General features: G+C 68.5%; 30 protein-coding genes. All 30 read left to right on the plus strand.

Annotation, left to right across the window (positions count from 1 at the left end):
• Positions 1-111, plus strand: a 111-nt coding sequence (locus tag BM064_RS22500) for an EF-Tu C-terminal domain-related protein (protein WP_143103427.1), incomplete at its 5' end; no start/stop codon positions are given.
• Between the two features lie 87 nt (positions 112-198).
• Entirely contained in the window at positions 199-507 is a 309-nt protein-coding gene (gene rpsJ, locus BM064_RS22505; protein WP_092864335.1) for a 30S ribosomal protein S10, read from the plus strand.
• Between the two features lie 11 nt (positions 508-518).
• Positions 519-1,376, plus strand: coding sequence for a 50S ribosomal protein L3 (gene rplC / locus BM064_RS22510; RefSeq protein ID WP_092864338.1), 858 nt, complete (start codon positions 519-521; stop codon positions 1,374-1,376).
• Positions 1,373-1,993, plus strand: a complete 621-nt coding sequence (gene rplD / locus BM064_RS22515) for a 50S ribosomal protein L4 (RefSeq protein WP_092864341.1) — start codon at positions 1,373-1,375, stop codon at positions 1,991-1,993. Before rplC ends, rplD begins: the two co-directional genes overlap by 4 nt.
• The gene (locus tag BM064_RS22520) at positions 1,990-2,286 is read left to right on the plus strand and encodes a 50S ribosomal protein L23 (protein ID WP_092864344.1); all 297 of its coding nucleotides are present in this window, start codon (positions 1,990-1,992) and stop codon (positions 2,284-2,286) included. The genes rplD and BM064_RS22520 overlap by 4 nt, the downstream gene beginning before the upstream one ends.
• Positions 2,287-2,350: 64 nt before the next feature.
• On the plus strand, positions 2,351-3,190 hold the full coding sequence (rplB, locus tag BM064_RS22525; RefSeq protein WP_092864347.1) for a 50S ribosomal protein L2: 840 nt from the start codon (positions 2,351-2,353) through the stop codon (positions 3,188-3,190).
• 13 nt (positions 3,191-3,203) lie between these two features.
• Positions 3,204-3,482, plus strand: coding sequence for a 30S ribosomal protein S19 (gene rpsS / locus BM064_RS22530; protein ID WP_092864350.1), 279 nt, complete (start codon positions 3,204-3,206; stop codon positions 3,480-3,482).
• A 7-nt stretch (positions 3,483-3,489) separates the two neighbouring features.
• Entirely contained in the window at positions 3,490-3,870 is a 381-nt protein-coding gene (gene rplV, locus BM064_RS22535; RefSeq protein ID WP_092864353.1) for a 50S ribosomal protein L22, read from the plus strand.
• Positions 3,870-4,568, plus strand: coding sequence for a 30S ribosomal protein S3 (rpsC, locus tag BM064_RS22540; protein ID WP_092864356.1), 699 nt, complete (start codon positions 3,870-3,872; stop codon positions 4,566-4,568). The genes rplV and rpsC overlap by 1 nt, the downstream gene beginning before the upstream one ends.
• A gap of 18 nt (positions 4,569-4,586) precedes the next feature.
• Positions 4,587-5,000 (plus strand): 50S ribosomal protein L16, encoded by a 414-nt coding sequence (rplP, locus tag BM064_RS22545; RefSeq protein WP_092864359.1) that lies wholly within the window; start codon positions 4,587-4,589, stop codon positions 4,998-5,000.
• Positions 5,001-5,200: 200 nt separating this feature from the next.
• Positions 5,201-5,410, plus strand: a complete 210-nt coding sequence (gene rpmC / locus BM064_RS22550; protein WP_092864361.1) for a 50S ribosomal protein L29 — start codon at positions 5,201-5,203, stop codon at positions 5,408-5,410.
• A gap of 1 nt (position 5,411) precedes the next feature.
• A complete protein-coding gene (rpsQ, locus tag BM064_RS22555; protein WP_092864364.1) occupies positions 5,412-5,663 on the plus strand; it encodes a 30S ribosomal protein S17 in 252 nt (83 codons plus the stop codon).
• 70 nt (positions 5,664-5,733) lie between these two features.
• Positions 5,734-6,102, plus strand: coding sequence for a 50S ribosomal protein L14 (rplN, locus tag BM064_RS22560; RefSeq protein WP_092864367.1), 369 nt, complete (start codon positions 5,734-5,736; stop codon positions 6,100-6,102).
• Positions 6,102-6,416, plus strand: a complete 315-nt coding sequence (gene rplX, locus BM064_RS22565; protein ID WP_092864370.1) for a 50S ribosomal protein L24 — start codon at positions 6,102-6,104, stop codon at positions 6,414-6,416. Before rplN ends, rplX begins: the two co-directional genes overlap by 1 nt.
• Positions 6,409-6,969 carry a 50S ribosomal protein L5 gene (gene rplE / locus BM064_RS22570; RefSeq protein WP_092864373.1) on the plus strand — a complete coding sequence of 187 codons (561 nt, stop codon included), beginning with the start codon at positions 6,409-6,411 and terminating at the stop codon, positions 6,967-6,969. The genes rplX and rplE overlap by 8 nt, the downstream gene beginning before the upstream one ends.
• Before the next feature lie 20 nt (positions 6,970-6,989).
• Complete coding sequence (rpsN, locus tag BM064_RS22575; protein ID WP_092864376.1) at positions 6,990-7,295, plus strand: 30S ribosomal protein S14; 306 nt, start codon at positions 6,990-6,992, stop codon at positions 7,293-7,295.
• A 10-nt stretch (positions 7,296-7,305) separates the two neighbouring features.
• Entirely contained in the window at positions 7,306-7,704 is a 399-nt protein-coding gene (rpsH, locus tag BM064_RS22580) for a 30S ribosomal protein S8 (RefSeq protein WP_425426189.1), read from the plus strand.
• A gap of 10 nt (positions 7,705-7,714) precedes the next feature.
• A complete protein-coding gene (rplF, locus tag BM064_RS22585; protein ID WP_092864379.1) occupies positions 7,715-8,248 on the plus strand; it encodes a 50S ribosomal protein L6 in 534 nt (177 codons plus the stop codon).
• 12 nt (positions 8,249-8,260) lie between these two features.
• On the plus strand, positions 8,261-8,620 hold the full coding sequence (rplR, locus tag BM064_RS22590) for a 50S ribosomal protein L18 (RefSeq protein WP_092864382.1): 360 nt from the start codon (positions 8,261-8,263) through the stop codon (positions 8,618-8,620).
• Positions 8,621-8,631: 11 nt separating this feature from the next.
• Entirely contained in the window at positions 8,632-9,204 is a 573-nt protein-coding gene (gene rpsE, locus BM064_RS22595) for a 30S ribosomal protein S5 (protein WP_092864385.1), read from the plus strand.
• Between the two features lie 11 nt (positions 9,205-9,215).
• Entirely contained in the window at positions 9,216-9,407 is a 192-nt protein-coding gene (gene rpmD / locus BM064_RS22600; RefSeq protein WP_092864388.1) for a 50S ribosomal protein L30, read from the plus strand.
• 106 nt (positions 9,408-9,513) lie between these two features.
• Positions 9,514-10,005 (plus strand): 50S ribosomal protein L15, encoded by a 492-nt coding sequence (rplO, locus tag BM064_RS22605; RefSeq protein WP_092864391.1) that lies wholly within the window; start codon positions 9,514-9,516, stop codon positions 10,003-10,005.
• Between the two features lie 98 nt (positions 10,006-10,103).
• Positions 10,104-11,444 carry a preprotein translocase subunit SecY gene (secY, locus tag BM064_RS22610; RefSeq protein ID WP_092864394.1) on the plus strand — a complete coding sequence of 447 codons (1,341 nt, stop codon included), beginning with the start codon at positions 10,104-10,106 and terminating at the stop codon, positions 11,442-11,444.
• On the plus strand, positions 11,441-12,022 hold the full coding sequence (locus BM064_RS22615) for an adenylate kinase (RefSeq protein WP_092864397.1): 582 nt from the start codon (positions 11,441-11,443) through the stop codon (positions 12,020-12,022). The genes secY and BM064_RS22615 overlap by 4 nt, the downstream gene beginning before the upstream one ends.
• 307 nt (positions 12,023-12,329) lie before the next feature.
• A complete protein-coding gene (rpsM, locus tag BM064_RS22620) occupies positions 12,330-12,698 on the plus strand; it encodes a 30S ribosomal protein S13 (RefSeq protein WP_092864400.1) in 369 nt (122 codons plus the stop codon).
• 12 nt (positions 12,699-12,710) lie between these two features.
• Complete coding sequence (rpsK, locus tag BM064_RS22625; RefSeq protein ID WP_092864403.1) at positions 12,711-13,100, plus strand: 30S ribosomal protein S11; 390 nt, start codon at positions 12,711-12,713, stop codon at positions 13,098-13,100.
• Positions 13,101-13,234: 134 nt separating this feature from the next.
• Positions 13,235-14,254: a DNA-directed RNA polymerase subunit alpha gene (locus BM064_RS22630; RefSeq protein WP_092864713.1), complete on the plus strand. Its 1,020-nt coding sequence runs from the start codon at positions 13,235-13,237 to the stop codon at positions 14,252-14,254.
• Between the two features lie 156 nt (positions 14,255-14,410).
• Positions 14,411-15,436 carry a hypothetical protein gene (locus tag BM064_RS22635; protein ID WP_092864406.1) on the plus strand — a complete coding sequence of 342 codons (1,026 nt, stop codon included), beginning with the start codon at positions 14,411-14,413 and terminating at the stop codon, positions 15,434-15,436.
• A 133-nt stretch (positions 15,437-15,569) separates the two neighbouring features.
• Positions 15,570-15,989, plus strand: a complete 420-nt coding sequence (gene rplQ, locus BM064_RS22640) for a 50S ribosomal protein L17 (protein WP_092864408.1) — start codon at positions 15,570-15,572, stop codon at positions 15,987-15,989.
• 227 nt (positions 15,990-16,216) lie between these two features.
• Entirely contained in the window at positions 16,217-17,626 is a 1,410-nt protein-coding gene (locus BM064_RS22645) for a trypsin-like peptidase domain-containing protein (RefSeq protein WP_092864411.1), read from the plus strand.
• Positions 17,627-17,629 lie beyond the last annotated feature (3 nt).

Consider the following 17,629-nt stretch of genomic DNA (forward strand, 5'->3'; position numbering starts at 1 on the left):
TTCACCGTGCAGCTGATCGCCCCGATCGCGATGGAAGAGAAGCTCCGCTTCGCCATCCGTGAAGGCGGCCGCACCGTGGGCGCGGGCGTCGTCTCGAAAATTCTGAAGTAAAACCCGGCAGTTCTGCTCCCTGGCGGCCGGGGGAAACCCTCCCCCGGCCGCCTCGTTGAGTTTCCTGCCTTTCGGAGAGCCAGAGCCATGCAAGGCCAGAACATCAGGATCCGCCTGAAGGCGTTCGACTACCGGGTGCTGGATGCCAGCACCCAGGAGATCGTCGACACCGCCAAGCGGACCGGCGCGCAGGTGCGGGGGCCCATTCCCCTGCCCAACAAGATCGAGAAATTCACGGTCCTGCGCGGCCCGCACATCGACAAGAAGTCCCGCGAGCAGTTCGAGATCCGCACCCACAAGCGGCTCCTGGACATCGTCGACCCCACGCCGCAGACGGTGGACGCGCTGATGAAGCTCGACCTCGCCGCCGGCGTGGACGTCGAGATCAAGCTCTGAGGAGGGTCGAAATGCGCTCCGGAGTGATCGCCAAGAAGCTGGGCATGACCCGGCTGTTCATGGAAGACGGCCGCCAGATCCCGGTGACCGTGCTTCAGATGGAAAACGTTCAGGTCGTGGCCCAGCGCACGTCCGAGAAGGACGGCTATTCGGCCGTCCAGCTCGGCGCCGGCGCCGCCAAGGCCAAGAACACCTCGGCCCCGATGCGCGGCCACTTCGCCAAGGCGAACGTGGCCCCCAAGCGCAAGCTGGCCGAGTTCCGCGTGGCCCCTGAGAACCTCATCGAGGTGGGCGAGGAAATCACGGCCGACCACTACTTCGAGGGTCAGTTCGTGGACGTCGCCGGCACCTCGATCGGCAAGGGCTTCGCGGGCGCGATGAAGCGGCACAACTTCGGCGGCCTGCGGGCTTCGCACGGCGTGTCGATCTCGCACCGCTCGCACGGCTCCACCGGCCAGTGCCAGGACCCGGGCCGCGTGTTCAAGGGCAAGAAGATGGCCGGTCACATGGGCGCCGCCCGCGTGACCGTTCAGAACCTGCAGGTCGTCAAGACCGACTCCGAGCGGGGTCTGGTCATGGTGAAGGGCGCGGTTCCGGGCTCGCGCGGCGGCTGGGTCACCATCCGTGACGCGGTCAAGAAGCCGACGCCCGACAACGTGATCCTGCCGGCCGCCCTGCGCTCGGCCGCCGAGGAGGCCCGCAAGGCCGCCGAAGCCGCCGCCGCCGAAGCCGCCGCCGCCGCCGAAGCCGCCGAGGCCGAGCGTCTCGCCGCCGAGGCCGCGGCCCAGGAGGCTGCGCTGAAGGAAGCCGAAGCGTCGACCGACGAGGGCGATGCTTCCCAGACCCCCGAAGGAGGCGATGAGAAATGAAGACCTCTGTGGTCACTCTCGACGCCGGCGCTGCGGGCGAGATCGAGCTCGACGACGCGATCTTCGGGCTCGAGCCGCGCGCCGACATCCTGCACCGCGTGGTGCGCTGGCAGCTCGCCAAGCGCCAGGCGGGCACCCACAAGACCAAGTCGCGCGGCGAGGTCTCCTACTCGACGAAGAAGATCTATCGTCAGAAGGGCACCGGCGGCGCGCGGCACGGCGACAAGGCCGTCTCGCAGTTCCGCCACGGCGGCACCGTGAAGGGTCCGGTCGTGCGCTCCCATGCGCATGAGCTGACCAAGAAGGTCCGCAAGCTCGGCCTGAAGATGGCGCTCTCGGCCAAGGCCCGCGACGGCAAGATCGTCGTGCTGGACAAGGCCGAGCTCGACGAGGGCAAGACCAAGGCGCTGAAGGCGGGGCTCGAGAAGCTCGGCCTGAAGCGGGTGCTGGTGCTCGACGGGGCGTCGGTGCAGGAGAACTTCTCCCGCGCCGCGCGCAACATCGCCGACGTGGACGTGCTGCCCACCGCGGGCGCGAACGTCTACGACATCCTGCGGCGCGACACGCTGGTTCTGACCAAGGCCGGCGTCGAGGCTCTGGAGGCTCGACTGAAATGACCGCGAAGCACGAGCTCTACGACGTGATCCGCAAGCCGATCATCACCGAGAAGTCCACGATGGCGTCCGAGCAGAACGCCGTGGTCTTCGAGGTGGCGATCGACACGACGAAGCCGAAGATCAAGGAAGCCGTCGAGACGCTGTTCGGCGTGAAGGTGAAGGCCGTGAACACGACCGTCACCAAGGGCAAGGTCAAGAAGTTCAAGGGCAAGCCCGGCCGCCGCAAGGACGTCAAGAAGGCCTACGTCACCCTCGAAGAGGGCAACACGATCGACGTGACGACCGGGCTCTGAGCCCGGTCATCACGCTGAACCCCATCCCCAGGCGAGAGCCTGGACGGCAACGGAAGACAGCAAGATGGCGTTGAAAACTTACAACCCCACGACGCCGGGCCAGCGCGGGCTGGTTCTGATCGACCGTTCGGAGCTGTACAAGGGGCGCCCCGAGAAGAAGCTCACGCACGGGCTTACGAAAAAGGGCGGCCGCAACAACACCGGACGGATCACGGCGCGACGGATCGGCGGCGGGGCCAAGCGGCTCTATCGCATCGTCGACTTCAAGCGGCGCAAGTGGGACGTGCCCGCCACCGTCGAGCGGATCGAGTACGATCCCAACCGGACCGCGTTCATCGCGCTGATCCGGTATGAGGACGGCGAGGTGGCCTACATCCTGGCGCCGCAGCGCCTGGCGATCGGCGACAAGGTCGTGGCCGGCGCGAAGGTCGACGTGAAGCCCGGCAACGCGATGCCCTTCTCGGGCATGCCGGTCGGCACGATCGTGCACAACATCGAGCTCAAGGCGGGCAAGGGCGGGCAGATCGCGCGCTCCGCCGGCGCCTACGCCCAGTTCGTGGGTCGCGACGGCGGCTACGCGCAGATCCGGCTTTCGTCGGGCGAGCTGCGCATGGTGCGTCAGGAGTGCATGGCGACGGTGGGCGCGGTGTCGAACCCCGACCACTCGAACCAGGACTTCGGCAAGGCCGGCCGCACCCGTCACAAGGGCAAGCGTCCGTCCGTCCGCGGCGTCGCGATGAACCCGATCGACCACCCCCATGGCGGCGGCGAAGGCCGCACCTCGGGCGGCCGCACGCCGGTCACCCCCTGGGGCAAGGACACGAAGGGCCGCCGGACCCGCAAGAACAAGGCGACCCAGAAGTACATCATTCGCTCGCGGCATGCCCGCAAGAGCGGCCGCTGAGGAGGGACGATAGATGGCACGTTCCGTCTGGAAAGGTCCGTTCGTCGACTCCTACGTCCTGAAGAAGGCGGAGAAGGCACGGGAATCCACGCGAGCCGAGGTGATCAAGATCTGGTCGCGTCGCTCCACCATCCTGCCGCAGTTCGTGGGCCTCACGTTCGGCGTCTACAACGGCCAGAAGCATATCCCGGTGAACGTCACCGAGGACATGATCGGCCACAAGTTCGGCGAGTTCGCGCCGACCCGCACGTACTACGGTCACATGGCCGACAAAAAAGCCAAGCGGAGGTAACTGGGCGATGAGCAAGTCTTCCAACCCCCGCCGCGTGGCGGACAACGAGGCGATGGCGGTCTCCCGCATGCTTCGCATCAGCCCGCAGAAGCTGAACCTGGTGGCGGGCCTGATCCGCAAGAAGCCGGTCGGCAAGGCGCTGAACGAGCTGGCGTTCTCGAAGAAGCGCATCGCGCTCGACGTGCGCAAGACGCTTCAGTCCGCGATCGCCAACGCCGAGAACAACCACGGGCTCGACGTCGACGAGCTGATCGTGGCCGAGGCCTGGGTGGGCAAGAACCTGGTGCTGAAGCGCGGGCGTCCTCGGGCGCGCGGCCGCTTCGGGCGGATCGAGAAGCCGTTCAGCCAGATCACCATCAAGGTCCGGCAGGTCGAGGAGAGCGCCTGATGGGCAACAAGGTCAATCCGATCGGGCTGCGCCTGCAGGTCAACCGGACCTGGGACAGCCGCTGGTACGCGAACGCCAAGGACTACGGCGCGCTGCTTCACGAGGACATCCGGATCCGGGAGTTCATCAAGAAGAAGTGCGCCAACGCCGGCGTCAGCCGCGTCGTGATCGAGCGTCCGCACCGCAAGTGCCGGGTGACGATCCACACCGCGCGCCCGGGCGTGATCATCGGCAAGAAGGGCGCCGACATCGAGAAGCTTCGCAAGGACGTCGCGAAGCTGACCTCGTCGGAGCTGCACCTCAACATCGTCGAGGTGCGCAAGCCCGAGATCGACGCGCAGCTGGTCGGCGAGAACATCGCCCAGCAGCTCGAGCGTCGCGTCGCCTTCCGTCGTGCGATCAAGCGCGCGGTGCAGAACGCCATGCGCATGGGCGCGCTGGGCATCCGCATCAACGCCGGCGGCCGTCTCGGCGGCGCCGAGATCGCGCGGACCGAGTGGTATCGCGAGGGCCGCGTGCCCCTGCACACCCTGCGGGCGGACATCGACTACGCGCATGTCGAGGCGAAGACTGCCTACGGCATCATCGGGATCAAGGTCTGGATCTTCAAAGGCGAGATCATGGAGCACGATCCCCAGGCGCGCGACCGCCGTCAGCAGGAGCTGCAGGAGGGCGCGGCGCGCCCGGCCCGCGCCTGAGCTTGAGGAGTTGACAGGATGCTTTCTCCGAAGCGCACCAAGTTCCGCAAGCAGCACAAGGGCCGCATCCACGGCCTGGCGAAGGGCGGCACGGAGCTGAATTTCGGCGCCTACGGCCTGAAGGCCATCGAGCCGGAGCGCATCACCGCGCGCCAGATCGAGGCCGCCCGCCGCGCCATGACGCGTCACATGAAGCGTCAGGGCCGCGTGTGGATCCGGATCTTCCCGGACGTGCCCGTCACCCAGAAACCCACCGAGGTTCGCATGGGCAAGGGCAAGGGCTCGGTCGAGTACTGGGCCGCCAAGGTGAAGCCTGGCCGCGTCATGTTCGAGATTGACGGGGTGGCCGAACCTGTGGCACGGGAGGCCCTCCGATTGGCGGCCATGAAGCTGCCGATCAAGACCCGATTCGTCCAGAAAGAGGACTGGTGATCTCCGGGGCTCGCTTCACGCGGGCCACGGCGCTCAGTCTGACACGGATGAGACGCGGTTGAAGGCGAGGGGCTGGCGCTGGCCGGCCCCCCGTCGTCGTCATGAGATCGCCGGGACGGTTCCGGCAGGTGAATTCGGGGCTCGGCGCCGCCCGCAAGGGAACGGTCGAGGCCCCTAGGGATGCGAGAGGACGTAGGCTGATGAAAGCCGCCGATCTGCGCGAGAAGACGCCCGACCAGCTGCGCGACGAGCTCGCGGCGCTGAAGAAGGAGCAGTTCAACCTGCGCTTCCGGGCCGCCACCGGTCAGAACGAGAACACCGCGCGGATGAAGACCGTGCGCCGTGATGTGGCGCGCGTGCTGACCGTGCTGAACCAGAAGGCCGCCGCTGCGGTCTCGCAGGAGGCCTGACATGCCCCGTCGTATTCTCCAGGGCACCGTCGTCTCTAACAAGAACGACAAGACCGTCACCGTGCTGGTGGAGCGTCGCTTCACCCACCCGCTGATGAAGAAGACCGTGCGCATGACCAAGCGGTATCATGCCCACGACGAGACCAACGCGTGCGAGGTGGGCCAGACGGTCCGCATCACCGAGTGCCCGCCGCGGTCCAAATCGAAATCTTGGGAAGTCCTGACCGGCGAAGCCGGAGTCTCTCGGGACTGACGACCCAATTGTCGAAACCGCAGGGCCTCGGAACACCGAGTGAGGTCCCTGCAGGTCGGGAGAAACTGCCATGATCCAGATGCAGACCAACCTGACGGTGGCCGATAATTCGGGCGCGCGTCGGGTGCAGTGCATCAAGGTGCTCGGCGGCGCGAAGCGCAAGTACGCTTCGGTCGGCGACATCATCGTGGTCTCCGTGAAGGAGGCCATTCCGCGCGGCCGCGTGAAGAAGGGCGACGTGCGCAAGGCCGTCGTCGTTCGGACCGCCAAGGAGGTGCGTCGCGCCGATGGCACCGCCATCCGCTTCGACGACAACGCCGCCGTCCTGCTGAACAACCAGGGCGAGCCGATCGGCACCCGCATCTTCGGCCCGGTGGTTCGCGAGCTGCGCTCCAAGAACTTCATGAAGATCATCTCGCTGGCGCCGGAGGTGCTGTGATGGCCGCGAAGCTCAAGAAGGGCGACAAGGTCGTCGTGCTCGCCGGCCGCGACAAGGGCAACGAGGGCGAGATCCTCAAGGTCCTGCCGGCCGAGAACCGTGCGATCGTCTCGGGCGTGAACATGGTCGTGCGCCACCAGCGCCAGACCGCGCAGTCGCAGGGCGGCCGCATCTCGAAAGAGGCGACCATCGACCTGTCGAACCTGGCGCTCGTCGATCCGAAGACCGGCGGGGCGACCCGCGTCGGCTTCAAGATGGTCGACGGCAAGAAGGTCCGCTTCGCCAAGAAGTCGGGGGAGGTCATCGATGCTTGATACGACCGCATACGTTCCGCGTCTCCGCACCCACTACCGCGAGGTGGTGCGTCCGGCGATGAAGGAAGAGTTCGGCTACAAGAACGACATGCAGATCCCTCGCCTGGACAAGATCGTCCTGAACATGGGCGTGGGCGAGGCGGTGTCCGACTCCAAGAAGATCAAGGCCGCGGCGGACGATCTGACCAAGATCGCCGGCCAGAAGGTCGTGATCACCAAGGCGCGCAACTCGATCGCCGGCTTCAAGGTCCGCGAGGAGATGCCGCTCGGCGTCAAGGTCACGCTCCGCAAGGACCGGATGTACGACTTCCTGGACCGCCTGATCACCATCGCGCTGCCCCGCGTCCGCGACTTCCGCGGCGTGAAGGGCACGGCTTTCGACGGCCGCGGCAACTACGCCATGGGCCTGAAGGAGCATATCGTGTTCCCCGAGATCGAGTACGACAAGATCGATCAGATGTGGGGCATGGACATCGTGATGGCGACCACCGCCAAGACCGACGCGGAAGCCAAGGCGCTGTTGAAGCTTTTCAACATGCCCTTCGCGAGCTGAGCGCGGGAAAGGATATCGACATGGCCAAGACGAGCATGATCGAGCGTCAGAAGAAGCGCGAGAAGCTGGTGGAGCAGTATGCCGCCAAGCGCGCCGCGCTGAAGGAGCAGATCCGCGACGAGAGCCTGTCTCTCGCCGACCGCGTGAAGCTCTCGATGAAGCTGGCGAAGCTGCCGCGGAACTCCTCGGCGACCCGCCTCCACAACCGTTGCGAGATCTCGGGCCGCCCCAAGGCCTACTATCGCAAGCTGAAGATGTCGCGCATCGCGCTGCGGGATTACGCCTCCGTTGGCCAGATCCCCGGCATGGTGAAGTCGAGCTGGTGAGGAGCGCACAATGAACGTGAACGATCCCATCGGCGACATGCTGACCCGCATCCGCAACGCGCAGATGCGTTTCAAGTCGACCGTCCGCACCCCGGCGTCGAAGCTCCGGGGCCGCGTGCTCGAGGTGCTCGTCGCCGAGGGCTACATCCGCGGCTTCGAGGCCGTGGAAGGCCCCCGCGGCCTTCCCGAGTACGAGATCGCCCTGAAGTATTTCGACGGCATGCCGGCGATCAAGGAGATCAAGCGCGTCTCCAAGCCCGGCCGCCGCGTGTACTCGCCCGTCGAGACGCTTCCCTCGGTCCGTCAGGGCCTGGGCGTCGCGATCGTCTCGACGTCCAAGGGCGTCATGTCCGATGCGCAGGCCCGCGCCGACAAGGTCGGCGGCGAAGTCCTGTGCACCGTGTTCTGAGGAGACTGCAATGTCCCGCATCGGAAAGAGGCCGGTCGAGCTTCCCAAGGGCGTGACGGCGACCGTCTCCGGTCAGACCGTCGAGGTGAAGGGCCCCAAGGGGACCCGCGCCTTCACGGCCACGGACGACGTCACCGTCGCTGTCGAGAACGACGCGATCCAGGTCACCCCGCGCGGCACGTCCAAGCGGGCGCGCCAGCAGTGGGGCATGTCCCGCACGCAGGTCGCGAACCTGGTCACCGGCGTGACCGAGGGCTTCAAGAAAGAGCTCGAGATCCAGGGCGTCGGCTACCGCGCCCAGGTCCAGGGCAAGGTCCTGAAGCTGGCGCTCGGCTATTCGCATGACGTGGAGTACGCGATCCCCGAGGGGATCGACATCGTCTGCGCCAAGCCCACGGAGATCGCGATCACCGGCATCGACCAGCAGCAGGTCGGCCAGGTGGCGGCGAACATCCGCGACTGGCGGCGGCCGGAGCCCTACAAGGGCAAGGGCATCCGCTACAAGGGCGAGTACATCTTCCGCAAGGAAGGCAAGAAGAAGTAACCGGAGGCCGACATGGCACTGAGCAAGCGAGAGCTGTTTCAGCGGCGCCGCCTTCGGGTGCGCAACCGACTGAAGAAATTCGCGAACGGGCGTCCGCGTCTGAGCGTGCACCGTTCGAACAAGAACATCTCGGTCCAGGTGATCGACGACGTCGAGGGCAAGACCCTCTGCGCCGCGTCGACGCTGGAGAGCGCCCTGGGCGTGATCGGGAAGAACAACAAGGACGCCGCCGCGAAGATCGGCGCCGCGATCGCCGAGCGCGCCAAGGCCGCCGGCATCGAGGAAGTGGTCTTCGACCGTGGCGGCTACCTCTTTCACGGGAAGGTCAAGGCGCTCGCCGACGCCGCCCGTGAAGGCGGCCTGAAGTTCTGAGGAGGGCGACAATGGCCAGGGAAGACAACCGCGGCAATCGTCGTCGCGACCGCGACGAGGATCCGGAATTCCAGGATCGCCTCGTTGCGATCAACCGCGTGTCCAAGACGGTGAAGGGCGGCAAGCGCTTCGGCTTTGCGGCGCTCGTCGTCGTGGGCGACCAGAAGGGCCGCGTGGGCTTCGGCAAGGGCAAGGCCCGCGAGGTCCCCGAGGCGATCCGCAAGGCGACCGAGCAGGCCAAGCGCGGCCTGATCCGGGTGCCCCTGCGCGAGGGCCGGACCCTGCACCACGACGTGAACGGCCGCCACGGCGCCGGCAAGGTCGTGATGCGGACCGCCGAGGCCGGCACCGGCATCATCGCCGGCGGCCCGATGCGTGCGGTGTTCGAGATGCTGGGCGTTCAGGACGTGGTGGCGAAGTCCATCGGGTCCCAGAACCCCTACAACATGATCCGCGCCACCATCGACGGGCTGAAGAACGAGGCGTCTCCGCGCCAGGTCGCCTCCCGTCGCGGCAAGAAGGTCGCCGACATCCTGCCCAAGCGCGACAACGCGCCGGCGGATGCCGAGGCCGCCGAGGCCTGAGGAGCGAGAGCATGGGCAAGACCATCGTCGTGAAGCAGATCGGCTCGCCGATCCGCCGTCCGAAGATCCAGCGCGAGACCCTCAAGGGTCTCGGGCTGAACAAGATGCACCGCACCCGCGAGCTCGAGGACACCCCCTCGGTGCGCGGCATGGTGAACTCGATCCCGCATCTCGCGGTGATCATCGAGGAAAAGGGCGAGTAATCGCCCGCTCCGCCCGGGCGCCCCGCGCGCCCGGGCTTTCCATCCCAGGTCGATGGCCCGCCGCGGATGACGCCGCAGGCAGGGTCCGACACAAGGAACACGCGTCATGAAACTCAACGAACTCCGCGACAATCCCGGCGCCACGAAGCCCCGCAAGCGCGTCGGCCGGGGCCCCGGCTCCGGCGTCGGCAAGACCGGCGGCCGCGGCATCAAGGGTCAGAAATCCCGCTCCGGCGTGGCCATCAACGGCTACGAGGGCGGCCAGATGCCGATCTACCGGCGTCTGCCCAAGCGCGGCTTCACCAAGCCGTTCCGCGACGAATTCGTGGTGATCAACCTCGACGGCCTGGCCAAGTTCATCGAGGCCGGCAAGATCGACGCCTCGGCGAAGATCGACGAGGACGTGCTGATCGCCTCGGGCCTGGTGCGCCGCAAGCGCGACGGCGTCCGCCTGCTGGGCCGCGGCGAAGTCACGCAGGCCCTGACGATCGAAGTCACCGGCGCCTCGAAGTCCGCGATTGCGGCCATCGAGAAGGCCGGCGGCACGGTCACCGTCCTCGCCCCGGCCAAGGCCGCGGCCGAGAGCGACGCCGAATGACATTGCGGGCTCCCCGCCCTTTCTTTAACTAAACCGCGACGCCGCCGCGGGGCCTCGTCCCCCGGCGGCGTATGCATGACAGCCTGCGGGAGAGAAGCATGGCGTCCGCCGCCGAGCAGATGGCCCAGAACCTGAGCTGGAGCGCCTTTGGCAAAGCCAAGGAGCTGCAGAGTCGGATCCTCTTCGCGCTGGGCCTGCTGGTCATCTACCGGCTGGGGACCTACATCCCCATGCCCGGCATCGACCCGGTCCAGCTCGCGAGATTCATCGAACAGACGCAGTCCGGGATCCTGGGCATCTTCAACATGTTCGCCGGCGGCGCCGTGAGCCGCATGGCGATCTTCGCGCTGGGCATCATGCCCTACATCTCCGCGTCGATCATCATGCAGCTGATGAGCTCCATGATCCCGTCGCTGGAAGCGCTGAAGAAGGACGGCGAGGCCGGCCGGCGCAAGATCAACCAGTACACCCGCTACGGCACCGTGGTGCTGGCGGCGGTGCAGGCCTACGGCATCGCCGTGGGGCTGGAGGGGCAGGGCCTGGCGCTCGATCCCGGCTGGTACTTCCGGGCCTCGACGGTGATCACCCTGGTCGGCGGCACCATGTTCCTGATGTGGCTGGGCGAGCAGATCACCGCCCGCGGCATCGGCAACGGCATCTCGCTGATCATCTACGTCGGCATCGTGGCGACCATGCCCAGCGCGCTGGCGCAGCTGTTCGAGCTGGGCCGCACCGGGCAGCTCGCCGCCGGGATCATCGTCGCGGTGATCGTGGGCGCCGTCGCGGTCATCGCGGCCGTGGTCTACATCGAGCGGGCGCAGCGCCGGATCCTGGTCCAGTATCCCAAGCGCCAGGTCGGCCAGAAGATGTACGGGGGCGAGAACTCGTTCCTGCCGCTGAAGGTCAACACCGCGGGCGTGATCCCGCCGATCTTCGCCTCGTCGCTGCTGCTGCTGCCCGCCACCGTGGCCGGCTTCTCGGCCGACGGCGGCGCGGGCGGGATCATGGGCTACGTCTCGGCCTACCTGGGCCGCGGGCAGCCGCTGTATCTCGTCATGTTCGTGGCGCTGATCGTCTTCTTCGCGTTCTTCTACACGTCGGTCGTGTTCAATCCCGACGACGTGGCCGACAACCTCAAGAAGAACGGCGGCTACGTGCCGGGAATCCGGCCGGGCGCGAAGACGTCCCAGTACCTCGACTACGTGCTGACCCGACTGACGCTGGTGGGCGCGATCTATCTGTCGGTGATCTGCGTGATGCCCGAGATCCTGATCTCGAACGTCGGCATCCCGTTCTACTTCGGCGGCACGTCGCTGCTGATCGTGGTCTCGGTCACCATGGACACCGTCACGCAGGTGCAGAGCCATCTGCTGGCGCACCAGTACGAAGGACTGATCGAACGGTCCCGTCTCGGACGGCGAGGGAAGAGGAAGAAATGAACATCATTCTGCTCGGGCCGCCGGGCGCCGGCAAAGGCACCCAGGCGAAGCGTCTTGTCGAGGAGCAGGGCATGGTCCAGCTCTCCACCGGCGACATGCTCCGCGCGGCCCAGGCCTCCGGGTCGGAGATGGGCAAGGTGGTGGCCGACGTGATGGCCCGCGGCGACCTGGTGACGGACGAGATCGTCATCGGCCTGATCAGGGAGCAGCTCGAGTCGGGCGCCGCCGCGAAGGGCGCGATCTTCGACGGCTTCCCCCGCACGCTGGCCCAGGCCGACGCGCTGGGCGAGCTGCTGGCGAGCGAGGGGCTGACCCTCGACCGGGTGATCGAGCTCCAGGTGGACGACGAGACGCTGGTGAAGCGGGTCGTCAACCGCGCGAAGGAGGCCGAGGCCGCCGGCGAGAAGGTCCGCGCCGACGACAACGCGGACGCGATGCGCACGCGGCTGTTGAACTACTACAAGGACACCTCGCCGCTGATCGGCTACTACCATGCGCACGGCAAGCTCGCGCGCATCGACGGCATGGCCTCTCAGGACCAGGTCGCGGCCGATCTGAAGGCCGCGATGAACGGCTGACGAGGTTTCGGCGGCGTGGAGTGAGAAAAAGGACCCGAGTCTCGGCCCGCCCGGGTTGACGCGGGACCCGGCCTTCATATACTCTGCGCCTCCGAACAAGGGGAGTCGTCGGACGGCGCTCTGGACAAGGATCCAGAGAATCGCTGTGCCGGCGCTCGTTCGCAGACCGGGCAGGGGATCTCACGTCCCGCCGCGGTCCGACCCGCGGACAGGATTTCAGCCCGCTGGCGCCGCCGGGGGCGACGACAGGACAATGGAACCTTCGGCCCCCCGGGCGGCGGACCGGATCGAGATACGGAGCAGGACCTTGGCGCGCATCGCTGGCGTGAACATCCCCACGAACAAGAGGACGCACATCGCCCTCACCTACATCCACGGCATCGGGCATTCTTCCGCGAAGGAAGTCTGCGCCGCCGTGGGCATCGCCGAAGAGCGTCGGGTCAACGAGCTGTCCGACGCCGAAGTTCTGGCGATCCGCGAGTACATCGACGGCAACCTCGCGGTCGAGGGCGACCTCCGCCGCGAAGTCGCGGTCAACATCAAACGGCTGATGGACCTGGGCTGCTACCGCGGCCTGCGTCACCGTCGCCAGCTGCCCGTCCGCGGCCAGCGCACCCACACCAACGCCCGCACCCGCAAGGGCAAGGCGAAGCCGATCGCCGGCAAGAAGAAGTAAGGAGAGGCGTCGATGGCTCGCGACAAGCAGCGCGTGAAGCGCAAGGAGCGGAAGAACATCACGTCCGGCGTCGCCCACGTGAACTCTTCGTTCAACAACACCAAGATCCTGATCGCCGACGCGCAGGGCAACGCGATCGCGTGGTCGTCGTCGGGCGCGATGGGCTTCAAGGGCTCGCGCAAGTCGACCCCCTACGCGGCGCAGGTCGCCGCGGAGGATGCCGGCAAGAAGGCCGCCGAGCATGGCATGCGCACCCTCGAGGTCGAGGTTCAGGGTCCGGGCTCGGGGCGCGAGAGCGCGCTGCGCGCCCTGCAGGCGGTGGGCTTCACCATCACCTCGATCCGGGACGTGACCCCGATCGCCCACAACGGCTGCCGTCCCCCGAAGCGCCGGCGCGTCTGACGCGCCGCTTTTCGGTGGCCCCCGGCCCGCGCCCGCCGCGCGGGCCTTCGGCCGTTTACGTGGACGGAATTCAATTCCTCGGGACGCCCGGGCGGTCTGCGGATCCCGCTCAGGCACGGATGGAGGACCATCGCATGATCCACAAGAACTGGCAGGAGCTGATCCGGCCGACCGCCCTGGACATCCGTCCGGGCGCCGACCCCCAGCGCCAGGCCACCGTGATCGCCGAGCCGCTCGAGCGGGGCTTCGGCCTGACGCTCGGCAACGCCCTGCGTCGCGTCCTTCTGTCGTCGCTCCAGGGCGGGGCGATCACCTCGATCCAGATCGACGGCGTGCTGCACGAGTTCTCGTCCGTCGCCGGCGTCCGTGAGGACGTGACCGACATCGTCCTGAACATCAAGGGCGTCGCGGTCAAGATGGACGTCGAGGGACCCAAGCGCCTGACGCTCCGCGGCGAGGGCCCCGGCCTGGTCGTCGCCGGCGACATCCAGGAGACGGCGGGGATCGAGATCCTGAACCCGGATCACGTGATCTGCCACCTCGACGAGGGCGCCAGCTTCCACGTCGAGCTCGTGGTCGACACCGGCAAGGGCTACGTCCCCGCGGACCGCAACAAGTCCGAGGACAGCCCCATCGGCCTGATCCCGGTCGACGCGCTGTTCAGCCCGGTCAAGAAGGTCAGCTACAAGGTCGAGCCCACCCGCGAGGGCCAGGTGCTGGACTATGACAAGCTGACCCTCCAGATCGAGACCGACGGCTCGCTGACCCCGGACGACGCGGTGGCTTATGCCGCCCGCATCCTCCAGGACCAGCTGTCGATCTTCGTGAACTTCGACGAGCCCGAGGCCGCCGGCCGGTCGGACGACGAAGAGCTGCCGGGCGGCATCAACCCGATCCTCCTCAAGAAGGTGGACGAGCTGGAGCTGTCGGTGCGCTCGGCCAACTGCCTGAAGAACGACAACATCGTCTACATCGGCGATCTCGTTCAGAAGACCGAGGCCGAGATGCTGCGCACGCCGAACTTCGGCCGCAAGTCGCTGAACGAGATCAAGGAAGTCCTCACCCAGATGGGCCTCCACCTCGGGATGGACGTGCCGGACTGGCCGCCGGACAACATCGAGGACCTGGCCCGCAAGTACGAGGACCAGTTCTGAGATCCGGCCTCCGGGCCCTCTCGAACCAGATCAGCGACCGGCGCCCCAGGCGCCGGTCGTTTTCGTTTCCGGCTGGGGTCTTGCCTCGCGGCTGGGGCCATCGCAGCCTCGGCGCCCGACGGCCCCTCGCCCGGCCGTCGCGCGCAGGAGGCGCCCATGTCCGTCCCCGTCCGTGCCGCCCGCCCCGCCGACATCCCTGCGATGGTCGACCTGCTGAAGCGCGACGCCGACCGCCGCCACGCCTGCGATCCGGCCCTCTGGTCGCTGGCCCCCGACGCGCCGGCGCGCATCGCCGAGGCGCTGGCCGCCGCGCTCTCCGACGCGCCGCAGCCGATCCGCCAGACCTGGCTGCTGGCCGAGACCGGGGACCGCCCCGTCGGCCTCGCCCATGTCCTGCACGTGCCGGTTCCCCCGATCTATCTCGGCGCAGACGGCCCCCCCGGCCTGACGATGCCCGAGATCGCGCTCGCTCCCGACGCGCCCGACGCCACGCTGGACTCCCTCGCCGACGCCGCCGAGACGGCGCTGCGCGAGGGCGGCGCGCGCCTGCTCCTCGCCACGCAGGTCGGCGATCCGCCCTGCGCGCCCGCCTGGAGCGCCGCGTTCGCGCGTCGCGGCTACGCGCCCCTGACCCTCTATCTCTCGAAGACCGGCCTCGCCTCCGCTCGGCCTGAGAGGCCGCCCGAGGGGCCGCGCCCGGCCGGGGCCGCCGACATTCCGGGCCTCGTCGCGCTCAGCGCCGCGCATCGGGCGACGCTCGAAGGCCTGGACCCGTTCTGGCGCCGCCACCCCGACGCCGACGCGAGGTTCGAGGCCTGGATGCGCCGCAGCCTGACGCTCGCCGACCGGGACATGCGGGTCGGCGGCCCGGCCGAGGACGTCGCGGGCTACCTCGTCGCGCAGCCGGCCTCGCGCCTGCATGTCCCGCCGGCCCACGACCTGTCGCCCATCGGGGTGATCGACGACTTTCACCATCGCGACCTCGCGGACCCGGAATCGCTCGCGAACGGGGGGCGGGGCGCGCTCGCGCTGCTGCAGGCCGGCGAGGCCGCCTTCGCCGCGCGCAGCGTCGACACGGCCTTCGTGGTCTGCCCGGCCGCCTGGCGTTCGAAGGCCGCGCTGCTGGCGGCGGCAGGCTACCGGACGGCGATGACCTGGTCGATCCGGCGCGGCTTCGGCTGACCCGGCGGGCGGCGCGGGGTTGCGTCCGCCCGCCCGATCCTGTATCGCGCGCGGGCTCGGGCCGCTCCGGCCCCAAGGAGGAGGACGCCATGGACGTCCTCCGGACAAAGCATAACGCGAAAGGAACTCTCCCATGCGCCACGGTCACGGTTACCGCAAACTCAACCGCACCCATGAGCATCGCAAGGCGATGTTCGCCAACATGTCCTGCTCGCTGATCGAGCACGAGCAGATCAAGACGACCCTGCCCAAGGCCAAGGAGCTGAAGCGGATCATCGACAAGCTGATCACGCTGGGCAAGCGCGGCGATCTCCACGCCCGCCGTCTCGCCGCCGCCGAGATCAAGCAGGACGCCGCCGTCAAGAAGCTCTTCGACGTGCTGGGCCCCCGCTACAAGGAGCGCCAGGGCGGTTACTGCCGCGTTCTGAAGGCCGGCTTCCGCTATGGCGACATGGCCCCGATGGCCTTCATCGAGCTGGTCGAGCGCGACGCCTCGGCCAAGGGCAAGGGCGACAAGGAGCGTGTCGCCGCCGAAGAGGCCGCCGCCGAGTAATCGCGCGCCTCATCGCCGACCTGAAACGGAGCCGTCCCCCCGGGGGCGGCTCTTTCGTTTCCGCCCGTCCCCCGCCCGCCGGGAGCGCCTGCGCTCGGGTGAGTTCACAAGCGCCCCCCGCGCCCCCCGCGTCCCTCGATCCCATGCCCGCGACCCGCCTTCTCTTTCCCGCCCGGCGCGCCTAGGTTTCCTGCGCACCCCGTCCCGACCCGCCAGGAGGCGCCTTCATGGTCCCTGTCCGCCCCGCCCTCGCGTTCGCCCTCGCGCTCGCCCTTGCGACCGGACCGGGCTCGCCGGGGTCGGCGCAGACGCAGGTTCCGGACACGATGACCGAGATCCAGCTCTCCTTCGCCCCGGTGGTGAAGGCGGCCGCGCCCTCGGTGGTCAACATCTACGCCAAGCGGGTGGTCGAGCGCGGCGGCCTCGCCGGCCCCTTCGCCCAGGACCCGTTCTTCCGCCGCTTCTTCGAGGGCATCGCGCCCAGGACCCAGCAGGTGCAGAACTCGCTGGGCTCGGGCGTGATCGTGCGCCCCGACGGGCTGGTGGTGACCAACCTGCACGTCGTGGGCCAGGCGACCGAGATCCGCGCGGTGCTGACCGACCGGCGCGAATACGAGGCCGAGATCCTGCTCGCCGACGCGGACAGCGACCTGGTGGTCCTGAAGCTGGAGGGAGCCGAGGACCTGCCCGCGCTGGAGCTGCGCGACACCGCCGAGGTGGAGGTGGGCGACCTGGTGCTCGCCATCGGCAACCCGTTCGGGGTGGGGCAGACGGTGACCTCCGGCATCGTCTCGGCGCTGGCGCGCACGCGCGAGGCGCCGGGCGGGGGCGCGGGCTACTACCTGCAGACGGACGCGGCGATCAACCCGGGCAACTCCGGCGGCGCGCTGGTCGACATGCGCGGGCGGCTGCTGGGGATCAACACGGCGATCCTGTCGCGCACGGGCGGCTCGATCGGGATCGGCTTCGCGGTGCCCTCGGACCTGGTCTCGCAGGTGGTGGCGCAGGCCGAGGCCGGGCGCTCGACCCTGGCGCGGCCCTGGGCCGGGCTGACGGGCCAGCCGGTGGACGCCGCGCTCGCCGAGGCGCTGGGGCTGGAGCGGGCGCAGGGGCTCGCGGTCTCGGAAGTCCACCCGCTCTCGCCCTTCGCCGAGGCCGGGCTCGCGCGCGGGGACGTGCTGCTCTCGGTCGACGACCGTCCGGTGGGGGCGGAGACGGAGCTGGAGTTCCGGCTCTCGGCCCTCGGCGTGGGCCGCACGGCCGAGGTCGCCTGGCTGTCGGACGGGGCGCGGCGCACGGCCGAGATCCGGCTGACCGCGGCGCCCGACGAGCCGGCGCGCGACCTGCGCCGCCTGCCCGGACCCTCGCCGCTGGGGGGGCTGGAGGTGTCGAACCTCAACCCGGCCGTGGCGATGGAGACGGGGCTGCCCGACGACGCGGCCGGCGTCGTGGTGACCGACGTGGCCGAGGAAGCGGTGCGCGCAGGCTTCCGCGAGGGGGACCGCATCCTCGCGATCAACGGGGCCGAGGTGGCCGACACCGAGGCGCTCGAGGCGATCGCGGCGCGCCCGCCCCGGGTGCTGGAGCTGGTCGTCGAGCGCGCCGGCCGCCGCGGCACGATGCGCTTCTCGCGCTGATCC

This window comes from Albimonas pacifica, assembly GCF_900113695.1.
Lineage (GTDB): Bacteria > Pseudomonadota > Alphaproteobacteria > Rhodobacterales > Rhodobacteraceae > Albimonas > Albimonas pacifica.